The organism is Nonomuraea sp. NPDC003707, from assembly GCF_053587055.1.
This window is the reverse complement of the sequence record NZ_JBSFNK010000053.1, coordinates 1-20096: the sequence shown is the minus strand read 5'-3', so window position 1 is coordinate 20096 and position 20096 is coordinate 1. Positions and strand designations below refer to the sequence as shown.

The window sequence follows — 20096 nt, the reverse complement described above, 5'->3', positions numbered from 1 at the left end:
CGCTGCAACTGTCAAGAGATCTCGAGCTCGTTGTCGATGAAGGCGAACATCTCGTCGTCGCTGGCGGACTCGAGCTGGTCCGCGACGTCCGACTCGCCCGTGCCGTTCAGGCCCGACAGGAGCTCTTTGAGGCGCGCGGTGAGCCTGGCGCGCACCGTGCTGTCCTCGGCGAGTGTGGTCAGTGAATCCTGGATCTGGTCCAGCTCCGCGAAGATCCGCAGGATGCCGGCCTCCTCGTTCTCCGCCCCGGCTTCGCCGAAGTACCCCATGAGGTGGTCGGTCAGGGCCACCGGGGTGGGGTAGTCGAAGACGAGGGTGGCGGGCAGCCGCAGGCCCGTGGCCCGGCCGAGCTGGTTGCGGAACTCGACCGCGGTCAGGGAGTCGAACCCGAGGTCCTGGAACGGGCGCTGCGGGTCGATGGCGGATCCGTCGGAGAACCCGAGGACGGCCGCCACCTGGCCGCGAACGGTGTCCGACAGCGCCGACCGCCGCTCGGCCGGTTCCATCGCGGACAGCCGCTCGGCGAGCCCGTCGGTGGTTCCCGCCCGCCGCATGGAGGCCCGCGCACTGGCACGGGCCTGGACGAATCGGGCCGGGATGAGCAATGACCGGCCGGACGCGACCGCGGTGTCGAACAGCTCCAGCCCGTCGGCCGCGGACAGCGGCGCCACACCCATGCGCGCCAGGCGGCGCAGGTCGGCCTCGGTCAGCTCGCCGGACATGCCGCCCTGCTCCCACAACCCCCAGGCCAGGGACGTGCCCGCCAGCCCTTCGGCGGCCCGCAGCTGGGCCAGCGCGTCGAGGAACGCGTTCGCCGCGGCGTAGTTGCCCTGGCCCGCTCCTCCCAGCGCTCCCGACATCGAGGAGAACAGCACGAACGCGGTCAGGTCGAGCCCTCTCGTCAGCTCGTGCAGGTGCCAGGCGGCATCGGCCTTGGGCCGCAGGACCGTGTCAAGACGCTCGGACGTCAGGGACGTGATCACCCCGTCGTCCAGAACACCGGCCGTGTGCACGACAGCGGTGAGCGAGTCCGCCACCCAGGCGACCGTCGCCGCCAGCGACTCACGGTCGGCCACGTCGCAGGCCGCCACCTCCACCTCGGCACCCAGCTCCGAGAGCTCGGCCACCAGCTCGGCCGCGCCCGGCGCCCCCAGGCCACGACGGCTCACCAGCACCAACCGCCTGACCTCGTGCTCGGTGACGAGGTGGCGGGCCACCAACGCACCCAGCCCGCCCGTGCCACCGGTGACCAGCACCGTGCCCTCCGGCCCGAACACCGGGCCCCGATCCTCCAGATCCGTGGCCCGGCCCAGGCGCGGCACCCACAGCTCGCCCGCCCGCACCGCGAGCTGCGACTCACCCGACGCCAGCGCCCGGCCGATCACGTCCTCGGACGTGTCCCCGTCCAGGTCCAGCAGCACGAACCTGCCGGGCTGCTCGGCCTGCGCGGCCCGCACGAGGCCGCCGACCGCCGCCTGGGCGAGGTCCGGGCTCTCACCGGTGGTGGGTGTGAGGGCGCCGCGCGTGAGGATGACGAGCCGGGACGACGCGAGGTGCTCCTCCGCCAGCCAGCTCTGCAGCAGTTCGAGGACGCCGTGCGTCGCCGCGTGATGGTCCTGCCCGGCGGAGGGGCCGGTCAGGACCGCCTCCGGGAGATCGGCGGGGTCGTGCAGCGAGACCAGAGTGGCCAGGTCCGGATAGGTGACGCGGCCGGTGCCGAGGTCGTCGGCACCGAGCAGCGCCCAGCGCGGCGTCTCGGACGCGGGCGCGTCGGGGAGCCGGGTCCACTCGATCTGGTGCAGGGTGCCCTGGTTCCCGCCGCCTTGCCGGCCGCCGGCCATCGGGCGCAGGGTGAGGGTCTCGACGGCGGCGACCGGCGCGCCGAGCTCGTCGGCGATGCTCAGCGTGATGGCCGCGCCGCCGACGTTGGCGATCTTGACGCGCAGGCTGGTCGCTCCCGCCGCGAGCAGGGACACGCCCGACCACGCGAACGGCAGGTACGGCCGCCCCGGCTCGGGCCGCGGCAGCAGACCACCCAGGGCGGTGGCGTGCAGCGCGGCGTCCAGCAGGGCGGGGTGCAGCACGAACCGGCCGGCGTCCGCGTGCGCCTCCTCGGGCAGGACGATCTCGGCGAACACCTCGCCGCCCCGCTCCCAGGCGCTTGTCAGCCCCTGGAACGTCGGCCCGTAGTCCAGTCCGATCGCGAGCATGTCGTCGTAGAGGTCCTGAACCGGGACCGGCTCCGCGCCCGCGGGCGGCCACTGCCGCAGGTCGATGTCCGGCTCGGGCACGGTCGCCGTGAGCGTGGCCTGGGCGTGCTGGGTCCACTCGGTCGCGTCCTGCGTACGGGAGTGGATCGCCAGCGACCTGCGGCCCGGCTCCTCGGTGGCGGTGGACACCAACTGGAGCTGGACGCCGCCGCCCTCGGGCAGGACCAGGGGGGCCTGCAGGGTGAGCTCCTGCAGGTGCGGGCAGCCGCTCTCGTCCCCGGCTCGGACGGCCAGCTCGACGAGCGCGGTGCCCGGCACGATCACGCTGCCGCCCACGACGTGGTCGGCCAGCCAGGGGTGCGTGGCGACCGACAGCCGCCCGCTGAAGATCACCGTCTCGCCGCCGGCCACCTCGGTCGCCGCGCTGAGCAGCGGGTGCTCGACGGCGCCCAGGCCCGCGGTGGTGACGTCGCCGGTGTCGGGGCCGGGCAGGAGCCAGTAGCGCTCGTGCTGGAAGGCGTACGTGGGCAGGTCCACCCGGGACGGGCGGGCCGGCGCGAAGAACGCTTCCCAGTCGACGGCGACGCCGTTCGCGTGCATCCGGCCCAGGGCCTCGACGAACGTACGGGTCTCGTCGCGGTCCTTGCGCGCGGCCGGTACGAAGGCGCCGTCCTCCAGGCTCTGCTGGGCCAGCGCGGTCAGAGTGGTGTCCGGACCGACCTCCACCCACACCTTCGCCCCGGCGGCACGAGCGGCGGCGACCCCGTCGGCGAACCGCACGGCCTGGCGCACGTGCTCCACCCAGTAGCTCGGGGTGGTCAGCTGACCCGGCTCGGCCAACTGGCCGGTGAGGTTGGAAACGATCGCGACCGTCGGCTCGTGGTAGGTCAGACCGGAGATGGCCTCCTCGAAGTCGGCCAGCATCGGCTCCATCAGCGGCGAGTGGAAAGCATGGGAGACCCGCAGCCTGCGCGTCCGAGCGCTGACCCGCTCCTCGATCTCAGCGATCGTCTGGGCGTCTCCGGAGATCACCACGGCTGCCGGACCGTTGACCGCCGCGATCCCGACCCGGCCCTCCAGCAGCGGCAGAACCTCCGCCTCGGGTGCCGCGATCGCGAGCATCGCCCCGCCGGTCGGCAGGGCCTGCATCAGCCGGGCCCGGGCCGCCACCAGCGCACACGCATCCGCCAGCGAGAACACCCCGGCCACGTGCGCGGCGGCAATCTCACCGATCGAATGCCCGACCAGCACATCCGCGCGGATACTGAAGGATTCCAGCAGGCGATACAAAGCGACTTCGAAGGCGAACAGCGCGGGCTGGGTCATTCCGGTCTCGTTCAACACCCCATCCGGGTCGTCGAACATGACCTCGCGGATCGGCAGGAGCTGGTTGATCTCCTCCAGTGTCTCGGCGAAGACCGGGAACGTCTCGGCGAGTTGCCGACCCATCCCGACCCGCTGGCTGCCCTGACCGGCGAACAGCAGTGCCAGTTTGGCCCGCGAGCGCACCAGCCCCGTCTGGGTCCTCGGCTCGTCCGGGCTGCCGTCGGCCAGCGCCGCCAGTGCTTCGAGCAGTTCGGCGCGGTCCGTGCCGGTGATCACCGTGCGGTGCTCCAGCACCGACCGGCCTGCCGCCAGCGACCAGCCGACGTCGGCCACGTCCAGCTCGGGCCGCGACTCGATCCAGGAGCGGAGCCGTCCGGCCTGCGCCGACAGCGCCTGCTCGCTGCGTCCCGACAGCACCCACGGAACCATGGGCAGTTCGCCGGCGGGCTCCGGCTCGGGCGCGACCGGGGACTCCTCCAGGACGACGTGGGCGTTCGTGCCGCTGATCCCGAAGGAGGAGATGCCGGCGCGGCGCGCGTGCCCGTTTTGCTGCCAGGGCTGCGCGTCGGTGAGCAGCCGCACCGCGCCTGCCGTCCAGTCCACGTGCGTGGACGGCTCGTCCGCGTGCAGGGTCTGCGGCAGCGTCTCGTTCCGCAGCGCCATCACCATCTTGATCACGCCCGCGACGCCCGCGGCGGCCTGGGAGTGGCCGATGTTCGACTTGATCGAGCCGAGCCACAGGGGCTGGTCCCGCTCCTGGCCGTAGGTCGCGATCAGCGCCTGGGCCTCGATCGGGTCGCCGAGCACCGTGCCCGTGCCGTGCGCCTCGACCGCGTCCACGTCCGCGGCCGACAGTCCGGCGTTGGCCAGGGCTTGGCGGATCACCCGCTGCTGGGAGGGGCCGTTCGGGGCGGTCAGGCCGTTGCTGGCACCGTCCTGGTTGACCGCGGATCCGCGGACGACCGCCAGCACCTGGTGGCCGTTGCGCCGCGCGTCCGACAGCCGCTCCACCAGCAGCATGCCCGCGCCCTCCGACAGCCCGACGCCGCCCTCGGCCTCGCCGAACGCCCTGCACCGGCCGTCCACGGAGAGGTTGCGCTGCCGGGCGAACTCGATGAACGTCCACGGGGTGGCCATCACGGTCACGCCGCCGGCCAGCGCCAGGTCGCAGTCCCCCGACCGCAGCGCCTGCACCGCCAGGTGCAGCGCGACCAGGGACGACGAGCACGCGGTGTCCACGGTCATCGCGGGGCCCTCGAAGCCGAAGGTGTACGACACCCGGCCGGAGGCGACGCTGCCCGAGTTGCCGGTGCCGATCAGGCCTTCCAGCTCTTCCGGCACCGAGGACAGCTGGGACGCGTAGTCGTGGTACATCACACCGGCGAACACACCCGTCCGGCTGCCCCGCAGCCCGTGGGGATCGATTCCGGCACGTTCGAGCGCTTCCCATGAGGTTTCGAGCAGCAGCCGCTGCTGCGGGTCCATGGCCAGCGCCTCACGCGGCGAGATCCCGAAGAAGCCGGGGTCGAACTCGGCGGCGTCGTACAGGAAGCCGCCGTGCCGGGCGTACGAGGTACCCCGGTTGCCGGGGTCCGGGTCGTAGAGCCTGTCCAGATCCCAGCCGCGGTCCGCCGGGAACTCGCCCACGGCGTCCCCGGCCTGCGCCACCAGCCGCCACAGGTCCTCGGGCGAGGCGACCCCGCCGGGGTAGCGGCAGGCCATGCCGACGATCGCGATGGGCTCGTCGTCGGCCGCCGACGTCCGTGCCGTGACCGCGACCTCACGCGTGCCCAGCAGCTCGCCGGACAGGAACCTGACGAGCGCCGCCTGGGTGGGATAGTCGAAGACCAGCGTCGCCGGCAGCCGGATGCCCGTGACCTCGCTGAGCCGGTTGCGGAACTCCACCGCCATCAGCGAGTCGAAGCCCAGCTCCTGGAACGACATGCCCTCGTCGAGGGCCGACCGGTCGGCGAAGCCGAGCACCACGGCCAGCTGATCGCGTACGAGGTCTTCCAGCACGGACTGCTGTCCGGCCGCCGGCATGCTCGCCAGCTGCTGCTTCAGCGTGGCGGCGGCCTCCGACGCGGCCGTCACCACGCGCCTGGCGGGACCGGACACGAGCCCGCGCAGCAGCGGGGGCAGCATGTCCGCGTGGGCTCCGAGGACCTTGAGGTTCAGCTGGGCGGGGACCAGCGTGGCCCGGTCGGTGCCGAGCGCGGCGTCGAGGAGGGCCAGCCCGTCCTCGGCCGACAACGGGTCGACGCCGGAGCGTGCGAGCCGCCGCAGGGCGGCGTCGTCGAGCTCCGCGAGCCCGCCTTCCCTCCACAGGCCCCAGGCCAGCGAGATCGCGGGCAGCCCCTGTGCTCTGCGGTGCTCCGCCAGGGCGTCCAGGTACGCGTTCGCCGCCGCGTAGTTGCCCTGGCCCGCGCCTCCCATGACGCCTGCCAGGGAGGAGAACAGGACGAACGCGGACAGGTTCAGATCGCGGGTGAGCTCGTGCAGGTGCCAGGCGGCGTCGGCCTTGGGCCGCATGACCGTGTCGAGCCGTTCGGATGTGAGGGAGGTGATCACGCCGTCGTCCAGGACGCCGGCCGCGTGCACGACGCCGGTCAGCGAGTCCGCCACCGAGGTCACCACCGCCGCCAGCGCCTCACGGTCGGCCACGTCGCAGGCGGCCACGCTCACCTCCGCGCCCAGCGCGGACAGCTCGGCCACCAGGTCCGCGGCCCCCGGAGCATCCGGCCCGCGCCTGCTGACCAGCAGCAGATGCCTGACCTGATAGGTGGTGACCAGGTGCCGGGCCACCAGCGCGCCCAGACCGCTCGTACCGCCGGTGACCAGCACCGTCGACTCCGGCCCGAACACCGGTGCCAGGTCTTCCGGCACCGCCGCCCGCGCCAGGCGCGGGACCCGCGCCTCACCGGCCCGCACGGCCACCTGGGCCTCGTCGCCGGCCAGTGCCCGGCCGATCACGTCCTCGGGCGTGTCGTCGTCCAGGTCGAGCAGGACGAATCGGCCGGGCTGCTCGGCCTGCGCGGCGCGTACCAGGCCCCAGATCGCCGCCTGTGCCGGATCCGGCACGTCCGCCGGACCCGCCGCCACCGCGCCACGCGTGACGACCGCCAGCCGCGACGACGTGAACCGCTCGTCCGCCAGCCACTCCTGCAGCAGGTCCAGCGTCTCGTGCGCACCGGCCGGAGCCGCCACCGGCACGCACTCCGGAACCGTCCCGATCTCGGCGAGCCCTGCCAGGATCTCTTGCGGGTCGCCCGTCGCGCTCAACTCCACCGGCACCCAGTCGACCTGGAACAGCTTGTTCCTGCTCCTGGCCGCCGGGGTGGTCTCCAGCTGACCGGTGGACACCGGACGCACCGCGAGCGAGGCGACCGTGGCCACGGGCAGGCCGCCCGTGTCCGTCAATGTCACGGAAACCGCGCCCTGTGCCCGCAAGGAGATCCGTACGCGGAGCTTCGTGGCGCCGGAGGCGTGCAGCGCCACGCCACTCCAGGCGAACGGCAGGGACGGGCGGCCGGGCTCCGCGTCCGGCGCGAACCCGCCGAGCGCGGTGGCGTGCAGCGCCACGTCGAACAGCGCCGGGTGCAGCCCGAACCGGGCCGCGTCGCGCGCCATCTCCTCCGGCAACGCCAGCTCGGCGAAGACCTCGTCGCCCTTGCGCCATGCGGCCCGGAGCCCGCGGAAGGCGGGGCCGTAGCCGAGGCCCATGGCGGCGAACTGGTCGTACAGGCCGTCCAGCGCCACTGCCTCTGCCCGTTCCGGCGGCCAGACGCTCTCGGGCTCCGGCACCGTCACGCCGGCTCGCGTCAGCGTTCCGGCGGCGTGCTGGGTCCAGAGCTCGTCCTGCGCGCCGTGGAGGCGGGAGTAGATCCCCAGCCGGCGGCGGCTGTCCTCGTCCGGGGCGCTGACGGCCACCTGGAGCTGGACCGCGCCGCGCTCGGGCACGACGAGCGGCGCCTGCAGGGTGAGCTCTTCGAGCAGGTCGCAGCCGGCCTCGTCGCCGGCCCTGATGGCCAGCTCCACGAAGCCCGTGCCGGGGAGGAACACCTGCCCGTTGACGGCGTGGTCGGCCAGCCACGGGTGGGTGGCGATCGACACGCGGCCGGTGAGGACCACCGCTCCGCCGTCGGCGAGGCCCGTGACCGCGCCGAGCAGCGGGTGTCCCGTGGCCCACAGGCCAAGGCTCTCCGCGTCGCCGGCACCGGCCGACTCCAGCAGCCAGAAGCGCTGGTGCTGGAAGGCGTAGGTGGGCAGTTCGACCTGGTTCGGCCGGGCGGGCTCGTACACACCGGCCCAGTCGATCTCCGCGCCGCGTACCCACAGCTCGGCGGCGCTGGTCCACAGCCTGCGCAGGCCGCCGTCGTCGCGGCGCAGCGTACCCACCACGACCGCCTCGGCGCCGGCCTCCTCGACCGCCTCGCGCATCCCGATCTGCACCACCGGATGCGCGCTGACCTCCACGAAGAACCGGAAGCCCGAACCCGCCAGCTCACTCACCGCCGGGGCGAACCACACCGTCTGCCGCAGGTTCTCGTACCAGTACGCGGCGTCCACCTCGGTGCCGGTCAGCCAGCGCTGCCGGACGGTCGAGTACCACGGCACGTCGCTCGTTTGCGGGGTGACCGGGGCCAGCAGTCTCGCCAGTTCGTCCTCGATCGCCGCGACATGGGCCGAATGCGAGGCGTAGTCCACCTCGATCCGCCGCGCCCGCACCCCCTGGGCCTCATAGCCGGCGATCAATTCGTCAATGGCGTCCGCGTCTCCTGACACCACCGTCGAAGAAGGTCCGTTCACGGCCGCGATGGAGATCCGGTCGTCTGCGGTCACTTCTGCAGCCGGTAGCGGGATCGATGCCATGCCGCCCTGTCCGGCCAGTGCCACGATGGCCTGGCTCCGCAGCGCGACCACCCGGGCACCGTCCTCAAGCGACAACGCACCCGCCACCACGGCGGCGGCGATCTCACCCTGGGAATGGCCCACCACTGCGGCCGGGACCACTCCGAGCGAGCGCCACACCTCGGCCAGGGACACCATCACGGCCCAGAGGACCGGCTGCACCACATCGACCCGGTCCAGGCCCTCCCCGCTACGCAGCACATCTGTGAGGGACCAGTCCACGAACTCCGACAGCGCCGCCTCGCACTCCGCCATCCGCGCCGCGAACACCGGCGAGTCGTCCAGCAGTTCGACGCCCATGCCGAGCCACTGCGACCCCTGACCGGGGAAGACGAACGCCGTCTTGCCACCCGGCCCGGCCACGCCCCGCACCGCGCCCTCATCCAGCCTTTCCAGCCGGGCCAGCAGTTCCTCCTGGTCGGCGCCGATCACCACCGCACGGTGGTCGAACGCCGAGCGGCCGAGCAACGACCAGCCGACATCTGCCGGTCGGATCCCGGTCGCCGCATCGGCCAACCGGCCCGCCTGGGCCCGCAACGCCTCCGCGCTACGGCCCGACAGCACCCACGGCACCACCGGCGGCTCGTCAACGGGCTCCGGCTGCACCGGGGCCTCGATCGGCGGCTCCTCCAGCACCACGTGCGCGTTCGTGCCGCTGACGCCGAAGGAGGAGACCGCTGCCCGGCGCGGGCGGTCCTGCCGGTCCCACGGCTGGCGCTCGTTCAGCAGTTCCAGCGCGCCCGCCGACCAGTCCACGTGCGGGCTGGGCTCGTCCGCGTGCAAGGTCCTGGGAAGCACGCCGTTGCGCATCGCCATGACCATCTTGATGACGCCCGCCGCGCCGGCGGCGGCCTGCGTATGGCCGATGTTCGACTTGATCGAGCCGAGCCACACCGGCTGGTCCCTCTCCTGGCCATAGGTGGCGAGGAGCGCCTGGGCCTCGATCGGGTCACCCAGCGGGGTCCCCGTGCCGTGCGCCTCGACCACGTCCACGTCGTTGGCCGACAGCCCGGCGTTGGCCAGGGCCTGGCGGATCACGCGCTGCTGGGAGGGACCGTTCGGCGCGGTCAGGCCGTTGCTGGCGCCGTCCTGGTTGACCGCCGTACCGCGAATGACCGCCAGCACCTGGTGGCCGTCGCGCTGCGCGTCCGACAGGCGCTCCACCAGCAGCACCCCGATGCCTTCGCTCCAACCGGCGCCGTCCGCCTCGGCCGAGAACGCCTTGCAGCGGCCGTCGGTGGACAGGCCGCGCTGCCGGCAGAACTCGATGAACGTGCCCGGCGTCGCCATCACGGTCACGCCGCCGGCGAGGGCCAGGTCGCACTCACCGGACCGCAGCGCCTGCACCGCCAGGTGCAGCGCCACCAGCGACGACGAGCAGGCCGTGTCCACGGTCACCGCGGGGCCCTCGAAGCCGAAGGTGTACGACACCCGGCCGGAGGCGACGCTGCCCGAGTTGCCGGTGCCGATCAGCCCTTCCAGCTCTTCCGGCACCGAAGTGAGCTGAGAGGCGTAGTCGTGGTACATGACGCCGGAGAACACGCCGGTCCTGCTGCCGCGTAGCCCGTGCGGGTCCATTCCGGCCCGCTCCAGGGCCTCCCACGAGGTTTCGAGGAGCAGCCGCTGCTGCGGGTCCATCGCCAGCGCCTCACGCGGCGAGATCCCGAAGAACCCGGGGTCGAACTCCCCTGCGTCGTACAAGAACCCGCCGTGGCGTACGTAGGAGGTGCCCCTGGTGTCGGGGTCGGGATCGTACAGTTTGTCCAGGTCCCAGCCGCGATCGGTGGGGAACTCCCCGATCGCGTCCGTACCGGAGAGCACGAGCTCCCAAAGGCCCTCGGGAGACACCACGCCGCCGGGATACCGGCAGGCCATGCCCACGATCGCGATCGGCTCGTCGTCGATCACCGTCCGGGCCACGGCGACGGACGCCGCGGACGCGGCACCCGTCAGCTCCGAGTCCAGGTAATCGGCGACCGCGGCGGCGGTCGGGTAGTCGAAGACGAGGGTGGCGGGCAGGCGCAGCCCGGAAACGGCGTTCAGCCGGTTACGCAGCTCCACCGCGGTCAGCGAGTCGAAGCCCAGCTCCTGGAAGGCGCGATCGGGCTGCACCGCGTCCCCTGAGGCGTGGCCCAGGACGGTCGCCACTTCCTGGCGTACCAGCTCCAGCAGCACCTGCCGGCGCTCCGCCGGCTCCAGACCGGCCAGCCGCCGCCCCAGCGCCGACGCGTCCGAGCGCGCCACCCGCCGGGCCGAGCCGCGTACCAGCCCGCGCAGCAGCGCCGGAAGGCCGTCACCCCGCGAACGCAGCGCCTGCGCGTCGACCCGCAACGGCACCAGCACCGCCGCCTCCGCGGCCACGCCCGCGTCGAACGACGCCAGGCCCTCGTCCACCGACAGCGCCGGCAGCCCCTGACGCCGCATCCGTTCCAGGTCGGCCTCGCTCAGCCAGGCGCTCAGCCCTGTCTCGGCGTCCCAGAGCCCGTACGCCAAGGACGTCGCCGGCAGCCCCAGCGAGCGACGGTGCACCGCCAGCGCGTCCAGGAACACGTTGGCCGACGCGTACGCCGCCTGCCCGGCCGCCAGCACCAACCCGCCGGCCGACGAGAACAGCACGAACGCCGACAGGTCCAGATCGCGGGTCAGTTCGTGCAGGTGCCAGGCTCCGTCGGCCTTCGCCCCCAGCACCCCGTCGATCCGCTCGGCCGACAGCGAACCCACCAGCCCGTTGTCGGCCACGCCCGCCGCGTGCACCACACCGACCAGCGGATGCTGCTGAGGGACGGAGGCGATCGCCTCGGCCAGCGCGTCCCGGTCGGCGACATCGCAGGCCGCCACCGACACCTCGGCCCCGAGCTCGCCCAGCTCGGCCACCAGATCGGCCGCGCCCGCGGCCGCCGGCCCGCTGCGGCTGGCCAGAAGCAGGTGCCGCACTCCGTGGGTGACCACCAGGTGCCGGGCGACCAGCGCGCCGAGCCCGCCGGTGCCACCGGTCACCAGCACCGTGCCGTCCGGCCCGAACGCCGGTGACCCGCCTTCCGCGCTCGCGGCCCGCGCGAGCCGCGGCACCCACACCTCGCCCTCGCGGACAGCGGCCTCGGGCTCCCCGGAAGCGACCACCGCGCCCAGAGCGCGCCAGGACTCCTCGCTGCCGTCCACGTCCACCAGGACGAACCGGCCCGGGTTCTCGGCCTCGGCCGCCCGCACCAGCCCCCATACCGGGGCCACGCCGACGTCCACGGACTCGTCGGGCCGCACCGCCGCCGCGCCACGCGTGACGATGACCAGCCGCGACGACGCGAACCGCTCGTCCGCCAGCCACTCCCGCACCGATTCCAGGACGGGACGGATGGCCTGCCGTACGGCGGTGGGGACGTCCGTCGCGGGGTCGGTGGCCGGGCACTCCAGGAACGCCCACTCAGGCACCGCGTCCCCTAGAGCCGCCAGGTCCGGGTACTCGCCCACTTCGACGGGCGCTGCCGGAACCTCGGCCGGCTTCGTCCAGGTCACCTGGTAGAGGGGGTTCTGACCCGTTTGCAGCTGGCCGGTGGACAGCGGCCGGACGGTGAGCGCGTCGATGTCGGCCACCGGCGCGCCGGTGCCGTCCGCGATGGTCAGCGAGACGGAGGTGCTGCCGGCGGCGGTGTTCTTGGTGGCCTTTACGCGCAGGCCGGTCGCTCCGGTCGCGTGCAGCGACACTCCCGACCAGGCGAAGGGCAGGAACGGCTGACCCGGCTCGGGCGTCGGCAGCAGATCGCCCAGTGCGCTGGCGTGCAGCGCGGCGTCCAGCAGGGCCGGATGCATCCCGAACCGCGCCGCCTCGGCGTGCGCCTGGTCCGGCAGCGTGATCTCGGCGAACACCTCGCCCGGCCGGGTCCACGCGCTCGTCAGGCCCTGGAAGAGCGGGCCGTACTCCAGGCCGATCCCCGCCAGGTTCTCGTACAGGTCCTCGACATCGACCGGCACCGCGTCCGCCGGCGGCCACTGCGCCACGTCGAAGCCCGGCTCCGCGGCCGTGGCCGCCAGGACGCCCTCGGCGTGCCGGACCCACTCGTCCCCGTCACCGGACCGGGAATGAATGCTCACCGACCGCTGACCGGACTCCTCCTCCGCGCCGACCACCACCTGCAGCTGCACGCCGCCCTCGGCGGACACCACCAGCGGGGCCTGCAGGGTCAGCTCCTGCAGGCACGAGCAGCCCACCTCGTCACCGACGCGAACCGCCAGCTCCACCAGGCCCGCGCCGGGAAGCAGGACCATGCCGTTGACCAGGTGATCGGCCAGCCAGGGCTGCGTGGCCAGCGACAGCCGGCCGCTGAAGACCACCGACTCGCCGCCGGCCACCTCGGTCACCGCGCTCAGCAACGGATGATCGACGGCGCCCAGCCCGGCCGCGTCCACATCGCCGGTGCCCTGTGCGGCGGGCACCCAGTACCGCTCCCGCTGGAAGGCGTAGGTGGGCAGATCCGACCGCTGCGCCCCCACGGGGGCGAAGAACGCCTCCCAATCGACGGCCAGGCCACAGGCGTGCATCCGCCCCAGGGCTTCGACCAGGGTACGGACCTCGTCGCGGTCCTTGCGGGTGGCGGGGATGAACACGCCGTCGGCGATGCTCTGCTGGGCCAGCCCGGTCAGCACCCCATCCGGGCCAACCTCCAGGAAGTGGCTCGCCCCTGAAGCCGTCACCCCGTCGGCGAACCGCACCGCCTGCCGCACGTGCTCCACCCAGTAGCTCGGAGTGGTCAGCTGGCCCGGCTCGGCCAGTTGGCCGGTGAGGTTGGAGACGATCGCGACCGTCGGCTCGTGGTAGGTCAGACCGGAGATGGCCTCCTCGAAGTCGGCCAGCATCGGCTCCATCAGCGGCGAGTGGAAAGCATGGGAGACCCGCAGCCTGCGCGTCCGAGCGCTGACCCGCTCCTCGATCTCGGCGATCGTCTGGGCGTCTCCGGAGATCACCACCGCTGCCGGGCCGTTGACCGCCGCGATCCCGACCTGGCCCTCCAGCAGCGGCAGAACCTCTGGCTCGGGCGCCGCGATCGCGAGCATCGCCCCGCCGGTCGGCAAGGCCTGCATCAACCGGGCCCGGGCCGCCACCAGCGCGCATGCGTCGGCCAGCGAGAACACTCCGGCCACGTGCGCGGCGGCGATCTCCCCGATCGAGTGACCGACCAGCACATCGGCGCGGATGCCGAAGGACTCCAGCAGCCGATACAGCGCGACCTCGAAGGCGAACAGCGCCGGCTGGGTCATACCGGTCTCGTTCAACACCCCATCGGGGTCGTTGAACATGACCTCGCGGATCGGCAGGAACTGGTTGATCTCCTCCAGCGTCTCGGCGAACACCGGGAACGCCTCGGCCAACTGCCGACCCATCCCGACCCGCTGGCTGCCCTGACCGGCGAACAACAACGCCAGCCTGCCTCCAGCCGCCACCTCCGAGGAACCCTCAGCCAGCGCCCGCAACCCGGCCAGCAGCTCGTCACGGTCAGCGCCCACCACGACCGCACGCTGTTCCAGCACTGCCCGGTTCAGCGCCAGCGCCGCGCCCGTACCGGCGATCGAGGTCTCCTCCGAGACCCACGACTCCAGACGCCGGGCCTGGGCCCGCAGCGCTTCGGTGGTCCTGGCCGAGATCAGCCACGGCACCATGGGCAGAACCGCGTCGTCACTCGCGACCTCGGCGTCAACCTGCTCGATGATCACGTGGGCGTTCGTGCCGCTGATCCCGAACGAGGAGACCGCCGCCCGCCGCGGCCGGTCCTGCCGCTCCCACGGGCGGGCCTCGGTCAGCAGCTCAACAGCACCCGCCGACCAGTCCACGTGCGGCGACGGCTCGTCCACGTGCAAGGTCCGGGGCATGAGCCCGTGCCGCATGGCCATCACCATCTTGATGACCCCGGCCACGCCGGCGGCGGCCTGCGTGTGACCGAAGTTCGACTTCAGCGAACCCAGCCACAACGGCCTGTCCCGCTCCTGGCCGTAGGTCGCGAGGAGCGCCTGGGCCTCGATCGGGTCGCCGAGCTTGGTGCCCGTGCCGTGCGCCTCGACCACGTCCACGTCCCCGGCCGACAACCCGGCGTTCGCCAGCGCCTGCCGGATCACCCGCTGCTGCGAAGGACCATTCGGAGCCGTGATCCCGTTGCTCGCACCGTCCTGGTTGATCGCCGAGCCCTTGAGGACCGCCAGCACCTGGTGACCGTTACGGCGCGCGTCAGACAGCCGCTCCACCAGCAGCACGCCGGCGCCCTCGCCCCAACCGGTACCGTCCGCCGCGGCGGCGAAGGACTTGCACCGGCCGTCCGTGGCCAGGCCGCGCTGGCGGGAGAACTCGATGAACGTGCCCGGCGTCGACATCACCGTCACACCACCGGCCAGCGCCAGATCACACTCACCGGACCGCAGCGCCTGCGCCGCCAGGTGCAGCGCGACCAGGGACGACGAGCACGCCGTGTCCACAGTCACCGCCGGGCCCTCGAACCCGAACGTGTACGACACCCGCCCGGACACCAGGCTGCCGCCGCTGGTCGACGCCGGAGTGCCCAGCCCGTAGTCGTGATACATGACCCCGGCGAACACACCGGTCCGGCTGCCGCGCAGCCCGACGGGACTGACACCGGCGCGCTCAAGCGCCTCCCACGAGGTCTCCAGCAGCAGCCGCTGCTGCGGATCCATGGTCAACGCCTCACGCGGCGAGATCCCGAAGAACCCGGGGTCGAACTCGGCGGCCTCGTACAAGAACCCGCCGTGGCGAACGTAGGAGGTGCCCTTGCTCTCCGGGTCGGGGTCGTACACCCTGCCGAGGTCCCAGCCACGGTCGGTGGGGAACTCCCCGATCGCATCCGTGCCGGAGGAGACGAGCTCCCACAGCCCTTCCGGAGACACCACGCCACCCGGATAGCGGCAGGCCATCCCCACGATCGCGATCGGCTCGTCGTCGATCACCGTCCGGGCCACGGCGACGGACGCCGCGGATGCGGCCCCCGTCAGCTCCGAGTCCAGGTAATCGGCGACCGCGGCGGCGGTCGGGTAGTCGAAGATCAGCGTGGCCGGCAGGCGCAGCCCGGTGACCGTGGTGAGCCGGTTGCGGAACTCGACCGCGGTGAGGGAGTCGAAGCCGAGATCCTGGAACGTCCGATCGGGCTGTACCGCGTCGGCCGAGGCGTGGCCCAGGACGGTCGCCACCTCCTGGCGCACCAGGTTCGACAGTGCCGAGTGGCGTTCGGCCGGCTCCATCGCGGCCAGCCGGTCGGCGAGCCCGTTGACCGCGGCGGCCCGCCGCGGCTGGGTACGAGCGCTCCTGGCCTGCGCGAACCGCGCCGCGACCAGCACCGACCGATCGGAGCACAGCGCGGCGTCGAAGAGCGTCAGCCCTTCTGCCTCCGACAGCGGCTTCAGCCCCACGCGCTCCATGCGGCGCAGGTCGGCCTCGGTCAGCTCCTCGGTCATGCCGCCCGTGTTCCACAGGCCCCAGGCCAGCGAGATCGCGGGCAGCCCCTGTGCCCTGCGGTGTTCCGCCAGGGCGTCCAGGTACGCGTTCGCCGCCGCGTAGTTGCCCTGGCCAGGGCCACCCAGCACCCCGGCGATCGAGGAGAACAGGACGAACGCCGACAGATCCAGATCCCGGGTCAGCTCGTGCAGGTGCCAGGCGGCGTCGGCCTTGGGCCGCATGACCGTGTCGAGCCGTTCGGACGTCAGGGAAGTGATCACGCCGTCGTCCAGGACGCCGGCGGCGTGCACGACACCGGCCAGCGGACGCTGCATGGAGGCGATCAGCTCGGCAACGGCGTCACGGTCGCTCACGTCGCAGGCGGCCACACTCGCCTCGGCGCCCAGCTCGGACAGCTCCGCCACCAGTTCTGTGGCCCCCGGAGCGTCCGCGCCCCGCCTGCTGACCAGCACCAGATGCCTCACCTGGTACGCCGTGACCAGATGCCGGGCCACCAGCGCGCCCAGGCCGCTCGTACCGCCGGTGACCAGCACCGTCGACTCCGGCCCGAACACCGGCCTCAGGCCCTCGGGCACTGCTGCCCGGGCCAGACGCGGCGCCCACACCTCACCGGCCCGCACCGCCACCTGGGCCTCACCACAGGCCAGCGCCCGGCCGATCACGTCCTCAGGTGTGTCGTCATCCAGGTCGAGCAGGACGAACCGGCCCGGCTGCTCGCCTTGCGCGGCCCGTACCAGACCCCACACCGCCGCCTGGGCCGGCTCCGGCACATCCGCCGGACTCGCCGCCACCGCGCCACGCGTGACGACGACCAGCCGCGACGACGTGAACCGTTCGTCGGCCAGCCACTCCTGCAGCAGGCCCAGCACCTCATGCGCTGCTCCCCGTCCGGCGGGGGCCGCCACCAACACGCACTCCGGAACCGTCCCGGTTTCGGCGAGTCCCTCAAGCAATGCCCACGTGGGTACCTGCGCCACGGGATCGGCCGGAACCGTGCTCCACTCGAGGTGGTGCAGTAACTCGAGGCTGTTCCTCTTGGCCGCGGCGAGCTGGTCAGCCGAGATCGGGCGTACGGCGAGCGACTCCACCGACAGGACCGGAGCCCCGGTGGGATCGGCGATGGTCAGGGCGATGGCGTTGTCGCGCAAGGGGGAGATCCGCACCCGTACGCTGGTCGCGCCGGCCGCGTGCAGATCCACTCCGGCCCAGGAGAACGGGAGGACCGTCGGCCCTTCTCCGGCGACCAGCTGCGCGTGCAGCGTGGCGTCCAGCAGAGCCGGGTGGATCCCGAAGCGTCCCGCGTCGGCGAATGCCTGCTCCGGCAGCGCGACCTCGGCGAATATCTCTTCGCCGCGCCGCCAGGCCGCCTGCAGCCCCTGGAAGACCGGCCCGTACTCGTAACCGCGGTCCAGCAGCATGTCGTAGGCGTCTGCCACATCGATCCCGACGGCATCGGACGGCGGCCACTGCTCCAGCCTGGACGCCGACACCGACACCGGCGGAGCCGTGGTCAGCGCGCCTTCGGCATGTCCCGTCCACGCGCCCGCGGCGTCGGTCTCGACACGGGAGTGGATCGAGACCGGCCTCGTCCCGGACTCGTCGCTCGCGCCCACCACGACCTGCAGCTGACAACTGGCATCCGCAGGCAGCAGCAAAGGCGCCTGAAGAGTGAGCTCCTGCAGCCGGGAGCAGCCCACTTCGTTCCCGGCGTGCAGCGCCAGCTCCAGGAACGCCGTGCCGGGGAGCAGGATCGTGTCGTTGACCATGTGATCGGCCAGCCAGGGCTGCGTGGCCACCGACAACCGGCCGCTGAAGACCACGGACTCTCCGGCGGCCACTTCGGTCATGGCGCCCAGCAGCGGATGGTCCACGTCCGCCAGCCCGACGGAACTCATCTCACGGGCCTCGACCTGCGCGTTGACCCAGTACCGCTCCCGCTGGAAGGCGTAGGTGGGCAGGTCTACGTGCCTGGCCGGGGTCAGCACGGCCGTCCAGTCCACGGCGATGCCGTGGGTGTGCAACCGACCGAGCGCCTCGACCAGCGCGCGGACCTCATCGCGGTCCTTGCGCGTGGCGGGAACGAACACCCCATCGGCGATGCTCTGCTGAGCCAACCCGGTCAACACCCCATCCGGGCCGACCTCCAGGAAGCAACCAGCCTCCGCAGCCGCTACTCCGTCGGCGAACCGCACGGCCTGGCGCACGTGCTCCACCCAGTAGCTCGGGGTGGTCAACTGGCCCGGTTCAGCGATCTGGCCGGTGAGGTTGGAAACGATCGCGAGAGTGGGCTCGTGGTAGGTCAGCCCGGTGATGGCCTGCTCGAAGTCGGCCAGCATCGGCTCCATCAATGGCGAGTGGAAGGCGTGCGAGACCCGCAGCCTGCGCGTCCGAGCGCTGACCCGCTCCTCGATCTCAGCGATCTTTCGGGCGTCTCCGGAGATCACCACCGCAGCCGGGCCGTTGACCGCCGCGATCCCGACCCGGTCCCCCAGCAGCGGCAGAACCTCCGCCTCGGGTGCCGCGATCGCGAGCATCGCACCGCCGGTCGGCAGGGCCTGCATCAGCCGGGCCCGGGCCGCCACCAGCGCGCATGCATCGGCCAGCGAGAACACTCCGGCCACGTGCGCGGCGGCGATCTCCCCGATCGAATGCCCGACCAGCACATCGGCGCGGATGCCGAAGGATTCCAGCAGCCGATACAGCGCGACCTCGAAGGCGAACAGCGCCGGCTGGGTCATGCCGGTCTCGTTCAACACCCCGTCCGGGTCGTTGAACATGACCTCGCGGATCGGCAGGAGCTGGTTGATCTCCTCCAGCGTCTCGGCGAACACCGGGAACGCCTCAGCGAGCTGACGGCCCATCCCGACCCGCTGGCTCCCCTGACCGGCGAACAACAACGCCAGCCGGCCACCCGAGCCACTCTCGGAAACCACGTCCGAGGCCAGCGCCCGCAACCCGGCCAGCAGCTCGTCACGGTCAGCACCTACCACGACCGCACGCTGCTCCAACACGGCCCGCCCCGTGGCCAACGACCACGCGGCATCGGCCGTCTTCAGCTCCGGCCGCTCCTCCAGCCACGACGCCAGCCGAGACGCCTGAGCCTGAAGCGCCTGCGGGTCCTTGGCCGAGACCACCCACGGCACCACCTGCGGCTCGTCAACAGGCTCCGGCTGCTCCTCTGCCCTCGGCCCCTGCTCGATGATCACATGCGCATTGGTGCCGCTGATCCCGAACGAGGAGACCGCCGCACGACGGGCATGCCCGTTCTGCTCCCACGGCTGCGCCTCGGTCAGCAGCTCAACGGCACCGGCCGACCAGTCCACATGCGGCGACGGCTCGTCCACGTGCAAGGTCCGGGGCATGAAGCCGTTCTGCATCGCCATGACCATCTTGATCACGCCGCCCACACCAGAGGCGGCCTGCGTGTGACCGAAGTTGGACTTCAGCGACCCCAGCCACAACGGCTGGTCCCGCTCCTGGCCATACGTCGCGAGCAAAGCCTGAGCCTCGATCGGGTCACCCAGCGTCGTACCAGTCCCGTGCGCCTCGACCACGTCCACATCGGCGGCCGACAACCCGGCGTTCGCCAGCGCCTGCCGGATCACCCGCTGCTGGGAAGGACCGTTCGGAGCCGTGATCCCGTTGCTCGCACCGTCCTGGTTGATCGCCGAACCCTTGAGGACCGCCAGCACCCGATGCCCATTGCGCTGCGCATCCGACAGCCGCTCCACCAGCAGCACACCGACACCCTCACCCCAGCCCGTACCATCAGCCGAGGCCGAGAACGCCTTGCACCGCCCATCCGCCGCCAGCCCCCGCTGCCGCGAAAACTCGATGAACATCCCCGGCGTCGACATCACCGTCACACCACCGGCCAGCGCCAGATCACACTCCCCCGACCGCAACGCCTGAGCAGCCCAATGCAACGCCACCAACGACGACGAGCAGGCGGTGTCCACGGTCACCGCCGGGCCCTCCAGCCCCAACGTGTAAGAGACCCGACCCGACACCAAACTCCCACCACTGGTGTTCGCCGGAGTGCCCAGCCCGTAGTCGTGGTACATGACCCCGGCGAACACACCCGTCCGACTGCCCCGCAACCCCGTCGGATCGATCCCCGCCCGCTCAACCGCCTCCCACGACGTCTCCAGCAACAACCGCTGCTGCGGATCCATCGCCAACGCCTCACGCGGCGAAATCCC

Annotated in this window: 1 protein-coding gene; it reads right to left on the bottom strand. The window is 72.4% G+C overall.

Annotated elements, in window-relative coordinates; translation table 11 throughout:
* Nucleotides 1-11: 11 nt before the first annotated feature.
* The gene (locus tag ACWDRB_RS60970; protein WP_449910913.1) at nucleotides 12-20093 is read right to left on the bottom strand and encodes an SDR family NAD(P)-dependent oxidoreductase; all 20082 of its coding nucleotides are present in this window, start codon (nucleotides 20091-20093) and stop codon (nucleotides 12-14) included.
* Nucleotides 20094-20096 lie beyond the last annotated feature (3 nt).